A 15,526-nucleotide genomic window follows, 5' to 3' on the forward strand; every position below is an offset into this window, starting at 1 on the left:
TGGCTATGTTGAATCTTAAACACCTGATGGTGGCCGCCCTGATGCTGTCCGCAGCGTTCAACGCTCAAGCCGAGCGGCTGAAGGATATCGCCAGTATTTCCGGTGTGCGTTCCAACCAATTGATCGGCTACGGCCTGGTGGTCGGACTTAACGGTACCGGTGACCAGACGACGCAAACCCCGTTCACCCTGCAGACCTTCAACAACATGCTCTCGCAGTTCGGCATCAAGGTGCCGGCGGGTTCGGGCAACGTGCAGTTGAAGAACGTCGCGGCGGTGTCGATCAGTGCTGATTTGCCCGCGTTCGCCAAGCCAGGTCAGCAGGTCGACATCACCGTCTCGTCCATCGGTAACTCCAAGAGCCTGCGCGGCGGCACCTTGCTGCTGACGCCGCTCAAGGGTATCGACGGCAATGTCTATGCGATCGCCCAGGGCAACCTGGTGGTCGGCGGTTTCGACGCCGAAGGTCGTGACGGTTCGAAGATCACCGTTAACGTTCCGTCGGCCGGTCGTATCCCGGGCGGTGCGTCGGTTGAGCGTTCGGTGCCGAGCGGTTTCAACCAGGGCAACAGCCTTACGCTGAACCTCAACCGTTCGGACTTCACCACCGCCAAGCGCATCGTCGACAAAATCAACGACATGCTCGGCCCTGGCGTTGCCCAGGCCATCGACGGCGGTTCGATCCGCGTCAGTGCGCCACTCGATCCGAGTCAGCGCGTCGACTATTTGTCGATCATCGAGAACCTTGAAGTCGACCCGGGTCAGGCGGTGGCGAAAGTCATCATCAACTCGCGGACCGGCACCATCGTGATCGGCCAGAACGTCAAGGTTTCCCCGGCCGCCGTGACCCACGGCAGCCTGACCGTGACCATCACCGAAGACCCGATCGTCAGCCAGCCCGGCCCTCTGTCCAATGGGCAGACGGCGGTCGTGCCGCGCTCGCGGGTCAACGCCCAGCAGGAAGCCAAGCCGATGTTCAAGTTCGGCCCGGGCACCACCCTCGACGAAATCGTGCGTGCGGTGAACCAGGTCGGCGCGGCGCCGGGTGACTTGATGGCCATCCTCGAAGCACTGAAACAGGCCGGCGCGTTGCAAGCCGACCTGATCGTGATCTGAGGACGGCGACCATGGATATGCGCAAGGGCGGATTGGGGGTCAGCAGCAACGATTCGGGTTCCTATTCGGACCTCAATCGCCTGAACCAGCTCAAGGTCGGCGACAAGAACAGCGACGGCAACATGCGTAAGGTGGCGCAGGAATTCGAGTCGCTGTTCCTCGGTGAAATGCTCAAGTCCATGCGCTCGGCCACTGAAACCCTGGGCCAGGACAATCCGCTCAACACGCCGGCAGCCAAGCAATATCAGGAAATGTACGACCAGCAGTTGGCCGTTTCCATGTCCCGTGAGGGTGGCGGTATTGGTCTGGCTGACGTGCTGATGCGTCAGATGTCGAAGAACAAACCGATGGCCCCGGGCGAGGCCGCTGCCGCGTCAGCCGCCAAGCAAGCTGCCGCGAAAGCCGCCGTGGAAACCCCGATTGCCGCCGGTACGGTCGCCACCAACGGGCCGCTGTCGCGCCTCAATGGCGAGCGTCCGTTGTGGGCTTCGCGCTCGGTGAAGTCGGCAAGTGCGGGCGAGGGCACTCATCGCAATGATATGGCGCTGATCAATCAGCGACGTCTGGCGCTGCCGCCGAAACTGGCCGACCGCTTGCTCGCAGGGCTGGTGCCGTCGGCATCGACCACTGCCGCGACCGCCACGACGGCGCAGCACAGCATCCAAATGCCGCAGAGCACCAAAACCGGTGCCGGTCCCCTGTACAACGGCGATTGGCTGGCTGCGCAAACAGATTCGACCTCTGCCGGTCGCCTGCAGGTTTATGGCCGTGCCATGGCTCAAATACCGCTGGCACCGGCGAAGAAAGCGTTCAGTTCCGCTGACGAATTCGTCAACACCATGCTGCCGATGGCCAAAGAGGCCGCCGAACGCATTGGTGTCGATCCGCGTTACCTGGTGGCGCAGGCCGCCCTGGAAACCGGATGGGGCAAATCGGTCATGCGCACCCAGGATGGCAGCAGCAGTCACAACCTGTTCGGCATCAAGGCTGGCAGCAGTTGGAAAGGCGAATCGGCGCGGGCAATCACCAGTGAATTCAGGAATGGCGAGATGGTCAAGGAGACGGCGCAGTTCCGTTCCTATGACTCTTACAAGGACAGCTTCCATGACCTTGTGACGCTGCTGCAAACCAACAATCGCTATCAAGATGTTGTGAAGTCGGCCGATAACCCAGAACAGTTTGTGCGCGAGTTGCAAAAGGCCGGTTACGCAACCGACCCGGACTACGCAAGCAAGATTTCGCAGATAGCCAAGCAGATGACGAGTTACCAGAACTACGCTGCGGCGGGCGCTACCACCACGCCTCTATAGGCATAAGCTATAAGGTCTGAACCATGAGTTTGCTCAACATCGGGATGTCGGGGCTGTCAGCCAGCCAATCGTCGTTGATGACTACGGGTAACAACATCGCCAACGTCGATACCGCGGGTTACTCGCGTCAGCAGACCGTGCAGGGCACCAAAGCCTCGCAGCAGTTCGGCAATGTCTACATCGGTACCGGCACGACCCTGGCTGATGTACGTCGGGTGTACAACAGCTACCTTGACGCCCAACTGCAGACCACCACGTCGCTCAACAGCGATTCGGCCGCGTACCTGGGTCAGGTCACGCCGCTGGACAAACTGCTGTCGGACAGCGGCACTGGCCTGAACGGCGCACTGACCAAGTTCTTCGCCTCGGTGCAGAACGTCAACGCCAAGCCGGGTGACGACGCTTCACGCCAGCTGCTGCTCAGCGATGCCCAGGCCTTGAGCAACCGTTTCAATTCAGTGTCCAGCCAATTGAACGCGCAGAACGCGAACATCAATGGCAACCTGACGAACATGGCCGATCAGGTCAACAAACTGGCCGCCACCGTGGCGCAGTTGAACCAGAAGATTACCGAGATTTCCAGCTCTGGCGGCATGCCGAACGAGCTGCTCGACGCCCGTAACGAGACCGTACGCCAGCTCTCGACCTTTACCGGCGCGCAGATCGTCGAACGCGAAGGTAACGTCGATATCTATCTGGGCAGCGGCCAGCCGCTGGTCATGGGCAATACCGTCAACAAACTCGAAGTCGTGCCGGGCAAAGACGACCCGAACCGCTTGGCGCTGCAACTCAATCGTGGTTCGAGCACCATCGATATCACGTCGATCATGACCGGTGGCGAAATCGGCGGTTTGCTGCGCTATCGCAGCACCGTGCTCGACCCGGCCATGAACGAACTGGGTCGCGTCGCTCTGGTCGTCGCCGATCAGATGAACAGCATTCAGGCCCAGGGCATCGACAAGAACGGTGACTTCGGTTCGAACCTGTTCAACAGCATCAACAGTGCCGCGCAGATGGCTCAGCGCAGCATCGCTTCGGGCAATAACAGTGCAGGCTCGGGCAACTTCGATGTCAGCATCGAAGACACTGGCAAGTTGACCATCAACGATTACAAGGTGACGTTCACCAGCGCCACCGACTACACCGTGCAGCGCCTGCCAGACAATTCGTCTATGGGCAGCTTCAGCACGCTGACCACGCCAGCGCCGGTGATCGACGGTTTTTCCTTGAATCTGACCGGTGGCACCGCGGCTGCAGGCGATACCTTCAAGATCACCCCGACCCGTAACGCGGCCGCCAACATCAAGACCGAGATGACCGACTCCAAACGTCTGGCCATCGCGGCACCGTTGGGTGCGGCCATTGCAGCAGGCGGCAGTGGCACGCTGACGATTCCAGCCAGCGGCCAGCCGACCCTGACCACGAAGTTCGATATCTACGACGCGGCCACCACCACCGCGATGCAGAACGGCCTGAAAAACTCCACGCCGGTCAAAATCGTGTTCGGTGCGACGGGCGGAGCGACCCAGACTTACCAAATGCTCGATGCCAAGGGGAATCCGCTCAGCAGCGGCACCATCGTGCCGGGCCAGAACAATACGTTGTCGCTGAGTATTCCTCTGGTCGACGCCAGCGGGGCCCCGATCAATGATCCGGGGCCGCCAATCGTGCAGCGCACTGCAACGTTCGACATGACCATCGCGGGCTCGCCGGGTGCCTCGACGGCGATCAACGTGACGCTCAATCAGCCGGGCAGTCTGGACAACCGTAACGGTACAACGCTGGCCGGTTTGCAGACCGCACAGACCGTGGACACCGGTTCGGCGAGCAAGGGTATTTCCCTGAACGACGCCTACGGCAAACTGGTCGAGGGTGTTGGTTCCAAGGCCGCCCAGGGCAAGCTCGACAGCGCCGCGACCGAAGCCATCCTGGCGAACGCCAAAGGTGCGCGCGACTCGCTTTCGGGTGTCGACCTCGATGAGGAAACCGGCAACCTGGTCAAGTATCAGCAGTACTACACCGCCTCTTCGCAGATCATCAAGGCTGCGCAGGAAATCTTCAGCACATTGATCAACAGCATTTAAGGAGTCGTAGCCCATGCGCATTTCTACCGCCCAGTTTTACGAGTCCTCGGCTGCCAATTACCAGAAGAACTTCGCGAATGTGGTCAAGAGCAGCGAAGAGGCCAGCAGCCTGGTTCGCGTGAACACCGCAGCCGATGATCCGGTCGGCGCTTCGCGCTTGCTGCAATTGGGGCAGCAGGCTTCGATGCTGGATCAGTACGCGGCCAACACCAACACCCTCAAGGCGACCCTGGGTACGACCGAGGCGGTGATGACCAGCATCAACAACGTGCTGACCCGTGCCAAGGAATTGGCTGTCAGTGCCGGCAATGCCGGGTACACCGACGCCGATCGCCAGGCCACGGCTTCGGAGTTGGGTCAGATCGAAGAGCAGCTGCTGAGTCTGATGAACAGCAAGGACGAGAACGGCAAGTACATCTTCTCCGGCTCGAAGGGCGATACCGCGCCGTTCTCGCGCAACAACGACGGCACCTACAGCTACAACGGCGATCAGGTCACACTGGATCTGGCAATCGGCGACACCATGTCGATGGCGACCAACAGCACCGGTTGGGATGCGTTCCAGCAGGCGATCAATACGAGCCGCAGCCAGGTCACCATGACCGCGCCGGCCGTGGATGACGGCCGCGTCACTCTTTCCAACGGCCAGGTGTCGTCAAACATCACCTACAACAACAAGTTCCGTAGCGGCGAGCCGTACACCGTGGACTTCGTCAGCGGCACCCAGTTGAAAATCACTGACTCGGCCGGCAATGACGTGACCGCTGAAGCCAGTCAGGGCGGCGCTTTCGATCCATCCAGCGCGGCGGGTCAGGCGGTCACTTTCCGCGGCGTCGAGCTGACCCTCAATATCAATCTGGGCGTCGGTGATACTGCGGCGACCGTGCTGCCGGGCCACAGCTTTACCCTGGCGGCCAAGCCCGACGCCTTCACCACGACCCGTAGCCCGGGTAACCCGTCGGCGACACAGATCAGCGGCAGCAGCGTCACTAACCCTGCGAACTACCACGCCAGTTTCCCGACTGGCTCGGCGATCCTGAAGTTCACCAGCGCCACCGCATTTGACTTGTACGCGGCGCCGTTGACTGCCAGCAGCACACCGGTGTCTTCCGGTTCTGTGGCTGCCGGTGTGGCGACGGCGTCGGGCGTTAGCTTCTCGCTGACCGGTGCTCCGGGTGCGGGTGATCAGTTCAGTATTGCGGTGAACACCCACGAAACCCAGAACATTCTGGACACCGTGAGCCAGTTGAAAACTGCGCTGAACACGCCAACCAATGGCAATGCGATTGCAACCCAGAAGCTGCAAGCGTCGTTGGCCGCGGGCAATGCCAACCTGGCCAGCGGCACTGACCAATTGTCCAGCGCCTTGAGCTCGGTGGGTGGCCGTGGCCAGGCCCTGGCAAATCAGAGCGATACCAACCAGAGCCTGACCCTGGCCAACGCCCAGACCCAATCGTCGATCCGAGATTCCGATCCAGCTGAAGTGATGACCCGTCTGACCTTGCAACAAACCATGTTGCAAGCCTCGCAACTGGCCTTCAGCAAGATTGCTCAGTTGGGCTTGTTCAACAAGGTCTGAGTCTGTGCCTGTCGAGCTGCCAACCGTCTTTTCCTAAGCGGTTCCGTGGCCTCTGCCTGAAAGGGTGGAGGCCCGCCGCTCGAGAGTTTCCCGTCGTGAATCAACGCCCCCTCGTCAGTATCGTCATCCCTGCCTTCAACCCGCGATTTTTCAGCCAGGCGCTGGAAAGTGCGCTCGCCCAGACCTACGAGCAGATCGAGATCGTCATCTGCGATGACTCCTCCAGCGACGAGATCTGCGACATCGTTGACAGCTTTGCCGAGCTGGCGCACCCGATTCGTTATCTGCGCAATCCCCAGCGTCTGGGGCTGCAGAAAAACTTGCTGCGTTGCGTTAAAGAAGCCCGGGGCGAGTTCATCAAAGTGCTGTGCGACGATGATCGTCTGTTTGCGCCGAGTATTGCCTTGCAGGCTCAGGTGTTGATCGATCATGCCGATGTCAATGTGGTGTTTGCCCTGCGCATGTTCAATGACGCCGGCAATTTCCTGCTGCCGCCGCGGGTCGGCAATTGCCGCTTCGTGCCGAACGATGCGTTGCTCAAGGGCGACGATATGTTGGCGATCTTCGAAGGCACGCCCAAGAATTTCCTCGGTAACTTCAGTTCGACTCTGATGCGTCGAGCCGATGTATTGGAGTTGTTGCCGACACTGATCCAGGAAGGTGCCGGCTTCGTCGCCATGCTCGATTTCGCCCTGTTCGTGTGCCTGATGCGTCGCGGCAATCTGGTGTCGCTCAGCACGGTGCTGAGTACCGAACGACTGTATCCGGAACGCCTGAGCAAGACCCCGGAGATGGTCGCGGCAGCGGCAGTCGAGTGGAGCTGGCTGGCGCAGATGCTGGCGGCGCGCAGCGGTGAATCGGCACCGGCGTCGGGCTGGGTACGCTATATCGAACTGGCCAGAATCACCGACCAGCCCCATGCCTGGGAAGAGTTGTGCGTCGTGCGAATCCTGGGCAACCGCAACACTGTGATTGACGGCCGGGTGGGTGGGGAAAGCGAGAGTTACGCCGACTTCTATCGCGAGTGGCTGGCGATCCGCCGGTTCTCGGATGTCGAGAAGCAGCATATGCCGCAGCGTATCGACAGCTGGGCCTTTCGCCCACAGATCGTGCCAATTGTGATCGACAGCAGCGCTGACAGTGCGGCGCTGAAGACTACGCTGCAGAGCATCAGTGCTCAGCTCTACGCCCCCCAGGCGGTGGTGGTGCTGTCCGATGCGTTCTGCGCGGCTGACGATCGTGTCGTGCAGTTGCCTTTCCAGGCAGACTGGGTGCAACAGCTCAACGCTGTGGTGCCGCAACTGGAGGGCGCTCACTGGTTTTATCTGCTGCGGGCCGGCGACACCTTGCGTGAGTCCGCTCTGCTGGTTCTGGCAGAGCGCATTGCAGGTGTTGCGGGCATCCTCTGTGCTTACAGCGACGAGGGTGCGCTGCTCGATGGAGAGTCGATCGACCCGGTGTTCAAACCCGATTTCAACCTCGACCTGATGCGCGCTTATCCCTACGTCGGGCGAACCCTGGCCTTTGAGCGTCAGCGCTTCATGGCGTTGGGCGGTTTTGATTCGGCTCACGGTGAGTTGGCACCCCATGATCTGTTGTGGCGTCTGGTGGAAGAGGCCGGGCCACAGACCATCGAACACATTGCCGAAATCCAGGTGGAGTCCGGCCAGACCTTCGCCGAATGGTTGTCGTTACCCGAAGTGATCGAGTGCAACGCCGGGATGGTCGGCGCACATCTGGATCGTATCGGTGTGGCACACGCTATCCGGCACGAAGAGCTGCCGCTGATCAACCGCATCGACTATCGGCATGGCGCGCGTCCGCTGGTGTCGATCATCATCCAGACAGGTGATTCGCTGTTCGCATTGCAGCGTTGCATCGAAGGTTTGATCGAGCGCACCGCTTACACCCAGTACGAAATCCTGATCGTCGACAGCGGCACTGACGATTTGGCGATGCTCGACTGGCTGGCTGCGATGGCGCAACTGGGCGCTGCCATGTTGCGGGTGCTGCGTTACGCGGGTGACGCCAACGACGCGGCGATCCGCAACTTCGCTGCTAGCCTGGCGCGTGGCGAGTACTTGCTGCTGCTCAGTCCTCAGGCGGTGATCTGCGACAACGACTGGCTGGACGAATTGCTCAACCATGCCCAGCGTCCCGAAGTGGGTGTGGTTGGTGCCCGACTTCTCACTCCTCAGGGCTCGATCGTCAGCGCCGGGTTGATTCTCGGATTGGCAGGCCCGGTCGGTTCGCCATTTGCCGGTGAGGTCTCCAACTGTCGCGGTTACATGCAGCGTTTGCATGTGACCCAGAACTGGAGTGCGGTTCGCGACGATTGCCTGATGGTGCGCAAGGAGGTTTTCGATAGTCTGGGCGAACTCGATGAGGTGACGTTTACTCAGGGCCTCAGCGATGTCGACTTGTGCCTGCGAGCGAACAAGGACGGTTACCTGGTGGTCTGGACGCCATATTCCAGTGTGGTGCTGGCCCCGGAAGACGAGTCGCCGATGCAACCTTCCACGTTAGCTGTGCATGAACTCGAACAGGAAACCTTCTATCGCAAATGGCTGCCGAAGATCGCCAAGGATCCGGCCTACAGCCCGGCGCTGAGCCTTGGGGTTTCCAGTTTCAGTCTGGAGCCTTCGCTGCGCAATAACTGGAATCCGTTCTGCAGCCGCGCATTGCCGTTGATCCTCGGTCTGCCGGTCAACAGCAGTGCGGTCGGCCACTACCGGGTGACCGCGCCGCTAGCGGAACTCGAAGCAGCCGGGCGAGTGATCGCGCGGGTGGCTTACGAATCGCCGTCAACCGTGGAGATCGAGCGTTTATCGCCGGATACTATTGTTCTGCAGGGGCGTTACAGTGAAGGCGCCGCCAGCGACATTCTGCGGATGAAAAAGTATTCCAGCGCCCTGCGGGTTTTCGAACTCGACGACTACATCGTCAGCGCACCGAAGAAAAATACCCACGCGCGCAACAAGCCGCTCAACACCGAACAAATGCTGCGCGACGGCATCGCCCTGTGTGATCGCGTGGTGGTGACGACTCAGCCATTGGCCGATGCCTTGTCGAGCATGCACAGCGAAATTCGCGTGGTGCCGAACATGCTGCCGCCGGACCCTTGGGCGACGCTGACCAGTCGCCGCCGCACCGCCAGCAAACCGCGTGTAGGCTGGGGGGGCGGCACCAGCCATTCCGGTGACCTGGAGATCATCGCCGACGTGGTGCGCGAGTTGGCGGACGAAGTCGAGTGGGTGTTCTTTGGCATGTGCCCGGATGCGTTGCGTCCGTATGTGCACGAGTTCCACTCCACCATTGGCTTGCAGAGCTACCCGTTCAAACTGGCGAGCCTGAACCTCGACCTGGCACTGGCACCGCTCGAATTCCACATCTTCAACGACTGCAAAAGCAATCTGCGGTTGCTGGAGTACGGTGCTTGCGGTTACCCGGTAATCTGCACCGACACCGAGGCCTATCGCGGCCACTTGCCGTGCACCAAGGTCTACAGCAACAGCACGGACGAATGGCTGCAAGCCATTCGCATGCACTTGGCCGATCCGGATGCGAGCTACCGCATGGGCGATGAACTGCGTGAAGCGGTACATCGTGATTTCATGCTGCGTGGCGACAATCTTCAACATTGGCTGTGGGGCTGGATGCCGGACTGATTCCGTCGCTGGCCATCAACCTTCAAGAAAACGTCCGAACGCAGCCCGCGTCCGGACGTTTTTTTTGTCCTGTGCAATTGGCTCACTTCCTGCAAGTCACCTGTATATCGCCATAAAACCTTCACCCCAAGAGCGTGAACGGCCACTGGTTGCGGGCAAATGATGTGCATCTGACGGTTCGCCCACCCCTGCGGGGTACGGGCCGCGCGAAGAGCAAGAGGACAGCGATGAAGGCAGTAATTCTGGCAGGTGGTCTCGGTACGCGGATCAGCGAAGAGTCGCACCTCAAGCCCAAGCCGATGATCGAGATCGGCGGCAAGCCAATTCTTTGGCACATCATGAAGCAGTATTCCGCCCACGGGATTCATGACTTCGTGATCTGCCTTGGCTACAAGGGCTACGCGATCAAGGACTTCTTCGCCAACTACTTCCTGCACACTTCCGACGTCACCTTCGACATGCGCAACAACCGCATGGACGTGCATCAGAACTACAGCGAGCCATGGAGCGTCACCCTCATCGACACCGGCGAGGAAACCATGACCGGTGGCCGCTTGCGGCGCGCCGGCCGTTACCTCAAGGATGAAGAGGCCTTCTGCTTTACCTACGGCGACGGCGTCTCCGATATCAATATCCGTCAACTGGTGGACTACCACACTGCCCACGGTCGTCTGGCGACCGTCACCGCCGTACAACCGCCGGGACGTTACGGTGCCCTGGAGCGTCACGGTGATCAGGTGCTTGGTTTCACCGAGAAGCCCCGTGGTGACGGTGGCTGGATCAATGGCGGTTTCTTTGTGCTTTCGCCGAAAGTGCTCTCGTACATCGGCGGTGATGACACCACTTGGGAAGCCGAGCCGTTGGCCCGTCTGGCCCAGGACGAACAATTGAAAGCCTTCGAGCATGAAGGCTTCTGGCACCCGATGGACACTCTGCGCGACAAGAACTACCTCGAAGCGCTGTGGCAGAGCGGGGAGGCCCCATGGAAGCAATGGGACTGAGCCCGGAATTCTGGCGCGGCAAACGCGTTTTGCTGACCGGTCACACCGGGTTCAAGGGCAGTTGGCTGACCCTGTGGCTGCAAAGCCTCGGTGCCGAGGTCAGCGGTTTTGCCCTCGACCCGTCGACCGAACCGAGCCTGTTCGAACTGGCCCGGGTGCACGAGGGCATCAACGATCAGCGCGGCGACCTGCGTGACCTCGGCGCCTTGCTGGAACTGATCACCGAAGCGCAGCCGGAAATCGTCCTGCACCTGGCGGCCCAGCCGCTGGTGCGCGAAGGCTATCGCGATCCGCTCGGCACTTACTCCAGCAACGTCATGGGCACCCTCAACCTGCTCGAAGCGATCCGTCAGGTCGGTGGCGTGCGCGCCTGCGTGCTGGTGACCACCGACAAGGTCTACGCCAACAAGGAATGGCTGTGGCCCTACCGCGAAGACGAAGCCCTCGGCGGCCACGACCCTTACAGCAGCAGCAAGGCCTGCTGCGAGTTGCTGGCCCAGTCCTATGCTGCGTCGTTCTTCCCGGCCGAGCGCTACGCTGAACATGGCCTGGCGCTGGCCACGGCCCGGGCCGGCAATGTGCTGGGCGGTGGTGACTTCGCTCCAGAACGCTTGATCCCTGATGTGCTCAAGGCCTGGTCGGCGGATGAGCCGGTGACCCTGCGTTACCCGCAAGCCGTGCGCCCGTGGCAGCACGCCCTGGAACCGTTGGCCGGTTACCTGCAACTGGCCGCCGGTCTCTATGAAAAAGGCGCTGCGTTTGCTGGCGCCTGGAACTTTGGGCCGAGCGAAGCGGACATGTGCAGCGTCGGCGAAGTGGTCGAACTGCTCGCCAACCGCTGGCCGCAAGCACGCGGGTTGCGCATCGAACCGAGCGATTTGCATGAGGCCGGTCTGTTGCGCCTCGACAGCAGCCGCGCCCGTCAACTGTTGGCCTGGCAACCGCGCTGGTCGTTGCAGCAGTGCTTGACCCATACCCTCGATTGGCACCTGGCCTGGCAAAACGGCGACGACATGCGCGCCATCACGTTGGGCCAGTTGAACCTGTACCGAGGCGCGCTATGAGCGAGTTTCTGTTGAAGTCATTGCCGCTGGCCGGACTGTTCAGCGTGCAGCACAAACGCTTCGAAGATGAGCGTGGGCACTTTGCGCGACTGTTCTGCGAAGGCAGCCTGAGCGCCTTCGGCCAGCCGTTTCATATCCACCAGATCAACCATTCCTGCACCCGTGAGCGGGGCAGTGTGCGGGGGCTGCATTATCAGAACGCCAGCGCACCGGAAGCCAAATTGATCACGTGTCTGCGCGGTGAGGTCTGGGACGTGGCGGTGGATTTACGCCCGGACTCGGAGACCTTTCTGCACTGGCACGCCGAACACCTGCGCGCCGGCGATGGCCGCAGCCTGTTGATCCCGGCCGGTTTTGCCCATGGTTTCCAAACCCTCACCGAAGACGCCGAATTGCTTTACCTGCACAGCGCTGATTACACGCCTGCGCATGAGGGCGGTTTGTCGGTGAACGATCCACGGCTGGCGATTGCCTGGCCGTTGCCTGTCAATAATCTGTCGGCCAGGGATTCCAGCCATCCCGTGCTCGATGAACACTTTGCTGGAGTGCGTGTATGAATTGCCGTGGTTGCGCTACTCCTCTGGCTTTGCCGCTGATTGACCTTGGCACTTCGCCGCCGTCCAACGCCTACGTGCGCGCCGATCAGCTGGAACGCGCCGAGCAATGGGTGCCGCTGAAGGTAGCGGTGTGTCAGCAATGCTGGCTGGTGCAGACCGAGGATTACACCAGCGCCGACAGCCTGTTCGATGCCGAATACGCTTATTTCAGTTCGTTTTCCAGCACCTGGCTGGCCCATGCCGAGCGTTATGTGGGCGAGATGGTCGAGCGTTTCGACCTGACGGCTGACAGCCGTGTGGTGGAAATCGCCGCCAACGACGGTTACCTGTTGCAGTACGTGGCCGGGCGCGGCATCCCTTGCCTGGGCGTCGAGCCGACCCGCAGCACCGCGCAAGCTGCACGGGGAAAAGGCCTGGAGATTCGCGAGCTGTTCTTCGGTCGTGATACCGCGTTGCAGCTGACAAGCGAAGGCTGGGCCGCCGACCTGATGGCCGCCAACAACGTGCTGGCCCACGTGCCGGATATCAATGATTTTCTCGGTGGTTTCGCGACCTTGCTCAAGCCGACGGGCGTGGCGACATTCGAGTTTCCGCAATTGCTGACCCTGATGGCAGGGCAGCAATTCGACACGCTGTATCACGAGCACTATTCCTACCTGTCCCTGACCGCTGTGCAGACGCTGTGTGAACGCAATGGCCTGGAAGTGTTCGATGTCAGTCAGCTGTCGACCCACGGGGGTTCGCTGCGCGTGTTCGTTCAGCGCGTCGACGGTGTGCGCCGCGAAGTCCAGCCAGCGGTTCAACAGCAACTGCAAGCCGAGCTCGATGCCGGTGTAAAAGACCCCGAGTACTACGCAACCCTCGCGCCCGCCGCCGAACGCATCAAACACGAACTGCTGCGCTTCCTGTTGCAGGCGAAAGCCGACGGCAAGCGTGTGGTCGGGTACGGCGCCGCGGCCAAGGGAAATACCTTGCTCAACTACGCCGGGATCAAACCGGACTTGCTGGCGTGGGTCGCCGATGCCAACCCGCACAAGCAGGGCAAGTACCTGCCGGGCAGTCGCATCCCGATCGTTTCGCCGGCGCAGATCGACATCGAAAAACCGGATTACGTGCTGGTCCTGCCGTGGAATTTGTTGCATGAAGTCAGTCAGCAGCTGGTTCAAGTGCGCGAGTGGGGTGGCCGATTCGTCATCGCCGTGCCTGAGTTGACCGTACTGTGAAGGTTCTGGTCACCGGGGCCACCGGCTTCGTCGGCCGGCATCTGGTCGCTGCCTTGCTCGCCCGAGGCTGTCAGGTCCGGGCCGTTGCGCGCAACGCCGAGACCGCCGCGAGCATGCCGTGGATCAATGCGGTGGAGTTCATTGCCGCGGATATTCACGCCGCTGACCTGGACATCGCCAAGCTGACCGCGGGTGTCGATACCCTGGCGCATCTGGCCTGGCCGGGATTGCCGAACTATCAGGCACTGTTCCATTTCGAGCACAACCTGATGGCCGACTACCGTTTCATCAAGTGCGCGGTAGAGGCGGGTGTCTCGCAGGTTTTGGTGACGGGCACCTGTTTCGAATACGGTCTGCAGAGCGGGCCGCTTAGCGAGCAGGCCGCGCCGCAGCCAAGCAACCCTTATGGGCTGGCAAAGAATGCCTTGCGCGTGTTCCTCGAAAATTTGCAGCGCGTGCAGCCGTTCACCCTGCAATGGGCGCGGCTGTTTTACCTGCACGGCAGCGGACAGAACCCCAATAGTTTGCTGGCAGCGCTGGATCGGGCGATCGATGCCGGCGACGAACGTTTCAACATGTCGGCCGGTGAGCAACTGCGCGATTACCTGGCCGTTGATACTGCCGCCGGTTATCTCGCGGCGATCCTGCAACAGCGGGACTTCAATGGCGTGATCAATTGTTCCAGCGGCCAGCCGATATCGGTCAGAGCGCTGGTCGAGCAGCGGTTGCGTGAGCGTGGCGCATCGATCAGTTTGAACCTCGGTCACTACCCATACCCGACCCATGAACCGATGGCGTTCTGGGGCGTGGCGGACCGCTTGCAACAGCTACTGGGAGCAGAGCATGAGGCATGAGTTGTATCGGGTCGCCGACCTGCCGGTGTTGCAGAATCGCACCTTCGCCGACCCGCAATCGGCCAGGGCTTCGACCTCTGCCGACATGGTGTTGGTACAGGATGAGCAGAGCGGGTTGATCTTCAACCAGGCCTTCGATGCCGACAAGCTCAGCTACGACGCCGACTACCAAAACGAGCAGGCGCATTCGGGCCAGTTCCAGAAGCACCTGAGCGATGTCGAAGGCATCATTGCCCGGCACTTCAAGGGCCAGGAACTGATCGAAGTCGGCTGCGGCAAAGGCTACTTTCTCGAACTCCTGAAAGGTCAGGGCTATGCCATCACCGGCATCGACCCGGCCTACGAAGGCGACAATGTCGACGTGATCAAGGCCCCGTTCACGCGCGGGCTGGGTCTGGCGGCGGACGCCATCGTGCTGCGTCATGTGCTCGAACACATTCAGGATCCGGTGAGCTTCCTTGCCGAGATCGCCGGGGCCAATCAGGGCGGGCAGATCTACATCGAAGTGCCGTGCTTCGACTGGATTCTCGAGCACCGCGCCTGGTTCGACCTGTTCTACGAGCACGTCAATTACTTCCGCCTCGATGACCTGCGCCGGATGTTCGGCACCGTGCAGGAGGCCGGTCACCTGTTCGGTGGCCAATACCTGTACATCGTTGCCGATCTCGCCACGCTGCGCCTGGTCCCGGAACAACCCGTGCCGCGCCTGACGCTGCCCGAAGGTTTCACCTCCAGTCTTGACCGCGCCGTTCAGATTATTCAGGCCGCCCCCGAACAAGGTTCGGCGATCTGGGGGGCATCGTCCAAAGGGGTGATCTATTCACTGTTCCTGCAACGGGCCGGTGTGGCGGTGGATCGTGTGGTGGATATCAATCCGGCCAAGCAGGGGCGTTATCTGCCGCTGAGCGGTGTGCGGGTGTCCTCTCCACAAGAGGCCATGGATGCTCTGCCCGAAGGCGCCCATTTGTTTGTGATGAACTCCAACTACCTCGAAGAGATCAAGCGGATGACCGGTGGACGCTACGTCTATCACGCCGTCGACAGCGCTTCGTTCCAGTGACCATTGAGAAT

Annotated in this window: 11 protein-coding genes; all 11 read left to right on the forward strand. The window is 60.9% G+C overall.

Annotated elements, in window-relative coordinates; translation table 11 throughout:
• Window positions 1-5: 5 nt before the first annotated feature.
• The 11 genes from JFU47_RS25120 to JFU47_RS25170 all read left to right on the forward strand — a co-directional run bounded on the left by JFU47_RS25120 (window position 6) and on the right by JFU47_RS25170 (window position 15,515).
• Window positions 6-1,115 carry a flagellar basal body P-ring protein FlgI gene (locus tag JFU47_RS25120; RefSeq protein WP_140682033.1) on the forward strand — a complete coding sequence of 370 codons (1,110 nt, stop codon included), beginning with the start codon at window positions 6-8 and terminating at the stop codon, window positions 1,113-1,115.
• A gap of 11 nt (window positions 1,116-1,126) precedes the next feature.
• Window positions 1,127-2,425, forward strand: a complete 1,299-nt coding sequence (gene flgJ, locus JFU47_RS25125; RefSeq protein ID WP_201186395.1) for a flagellar assembly peptidoglycan hydrolase FlgJ — start codon at window positions 1,127-1,129, stop codon at window positions 2,423-2,425.
• Window positions 2,426-2,448: 23 nt separating this feature from the next.
• Window positions 2,449-4,509, forward strand: coding sequence for a flagellar hook-associated protein FlgK (gene flgK, locus JFU47_RS25130; RefSeq protein WP_201186397.1), 2,061 nt, complete (start codon window positions 2,449-2,451; stop codon window positions 4,507-4,509).
• Window positions 4,510-4,522: 13 nt separating this feature from the next.
• Complete coding sequence (locus tag JFU47_RS25135; RefSeq protein WP_201186398.1) at window positions 4,523-6,088, forward strand: flagellar hook-associated protein 3; 1,566 nt, start codon at window positions 4,523-4,525, stop codon at window positions 6,086-6,088.
• 95 nt (window positions 6,089-6,183) lie between these two features.
• Window positions 6,184-9,756, forward strand: a complete 3,573-nt coding sequence (locus tag JFU47_RS25140; RefSeq protein ID WP_201186400.1) for a glycosyltransferase — start codon at window positions 6,184-6,186, stop codon at window positions 9,754-9,756.
• A gap of 227 nt (window positions 9,757-9,983) precedes the next feature.
• Window positions 9,984-10,757, forward strand: coding sequence for a glucose-1-phosphate cytidylyltransferase (gene rfbF, locus JFU47_RS25145; RefSeq protein WP_201186402.1), 774 nt, complete (start codon window positions 9,984-9,986; stop codon window positions 10,755-10,757).
• Window positions 10,739-11,821, forward strand: coding sequence for a CDP-glucose 4,6-dehydratase (gene rfbG, locus JFU47_RS25150; RefSeq protein WP_201186410.1), 1,083 nt, complete (start codon window positions 10,739-10,741; stop codon window positions 11,819-11,821). Before rfbF ends, rfbG begins: the two co-directional genes overlap by 19 nt.
• Complete coding sequence (locus tag JFU47_RS25155; protein WP_140682022.1) at window positions 11,818-12,378, forward strand: dTDP-4-dehydrorhamnose 3,5-epimerase family protein; 561 nt, start codon at window positions 11,818-11,820, stop codon at window positions 12,376-12,378. Before rfbG ends, JFU47_RS25155 begins: the two co-directional genes overlap by 4 nt.
• Complete coding sequence (locus tag JFU47_RS25160; RefSeq protein ID WP_201186412.1) at window positions 12,375-13,601, forward strand: class I SAM-dependent methyltransferase; 1,227 nt, start codon at window positions 12,375-12,377, stop codon at window positions 13,599-13,601. The genes JFU47_RS25155 and JFU47_RS25160 overlap by 4 nt, the downstream gene beginning before the upstream one ends.
• Window positions 13,598-14,455, forward strand: coding sequence for an NAD-dependent epimerase/dehydratase family protein (locus JFU47_RS25165; RefSeq protein WP_201186414.1), 858 nt, complete (start codon window positions 13,598-13,600; stop codon window positions 14,453-14,455). The genes JFU47_RS25160 and JFU47_RS25165 overlap by 4 nt, the downstream gene beginning before the upstream one ends.
• Window positions 14,445-15,515, forward strand: a complete 1,071-nt coding sequence (locus tag JFU47_RS25170; RefSeq protein ID WP_201186416.1) for a class I SAM-dependent methyltransferase — start codon at window positions 14,445-14,447, stop codon at window positions 15,513-15,515. Before JFU47_RS25165 ends, JFU47_RS25170 begins: the two co-directional genes overlap by 11 nt.
• The last annotated feature ends 11 nt before the right edge of the window (window positions 15,516-15,526 follow it).

It is taken from the genome of Pseudomonas sp. TH39(2020) (assembly GCF_016650715.1).
Lineage (GTDB): Bacteria > Pseudomonadota > Gammaproteobacteria > Pseudomonadales > Pseudomonadaceae > Aquipseudomonas > Aquipseudomonas mandelii_C.

Excerpts from the sequence above, each read along its gene's own strand:
- JFU47_RS25120 (WP_140682033.1), top strand. The coding sequence starts at position 6 with ATGTTGAATCTTAAACACCTGATGGTGGCCGCCCTGATGCTGTCCGCA.
- flgJ (WP_201186395.1), top strand. The coding sequence starts at position 1,127 with ATGGATATGCGCAAGGGCGGATTGGGGGTCAGCAGCAACGATTCGGGT.
- flgK (WP_201186397.1), top strand. The coding sequence starts at position 2,449 with ATGAGTTTGCTCAACATCGGGATGTCGGGGCTGTCAGCCAGCCAATCG.
- JFU47_RS25135 (WP_201186398.1), top strand. The coding sequence starts at position 4,523 with ATGCGCATTTCTACCGCCCAGTTTTACGAGTCCTCGGCTGCCAATTAC.
- rfbF (WP_201186402.1), top strand. The coding sequence starts at position 9,984 with ATGAAGGCAGTAATTCTGGCAGGTGGTCTCGGTACGCGGATCAGCGAA.
- rfbG (WP_201186410.1), top strand. The coding sequence starts at position 10,739 with ATGGAAGCAATGGGACTGAGCCCGGAATTCTGGCGCGGCAAACGCGTT.
- JFU47_RS25155 (WP_140682022.1), top strand. The coding sequence starts at position 11,818 with ATGAGCGAGTTTCTGTTGAAGTCATTGCCGCTGGCCGGACTGTTCAGC.
- JFU47_RS25160 (WP_201186412.1), top strand. The coding sequence starts at position 12,375 with ATGAATTGCCGTGGTTGCGCTACTCCTCTGGCTTTGCCGCTGATTGAC.
- JFU47_RS25170 (WP_201186416.1), top strand. The coding sequence starts at position 14,445 with ATGAGGCATGAGTTGTATCGGGTCGCCGACCTGCCGGTGTTGCAGAAT.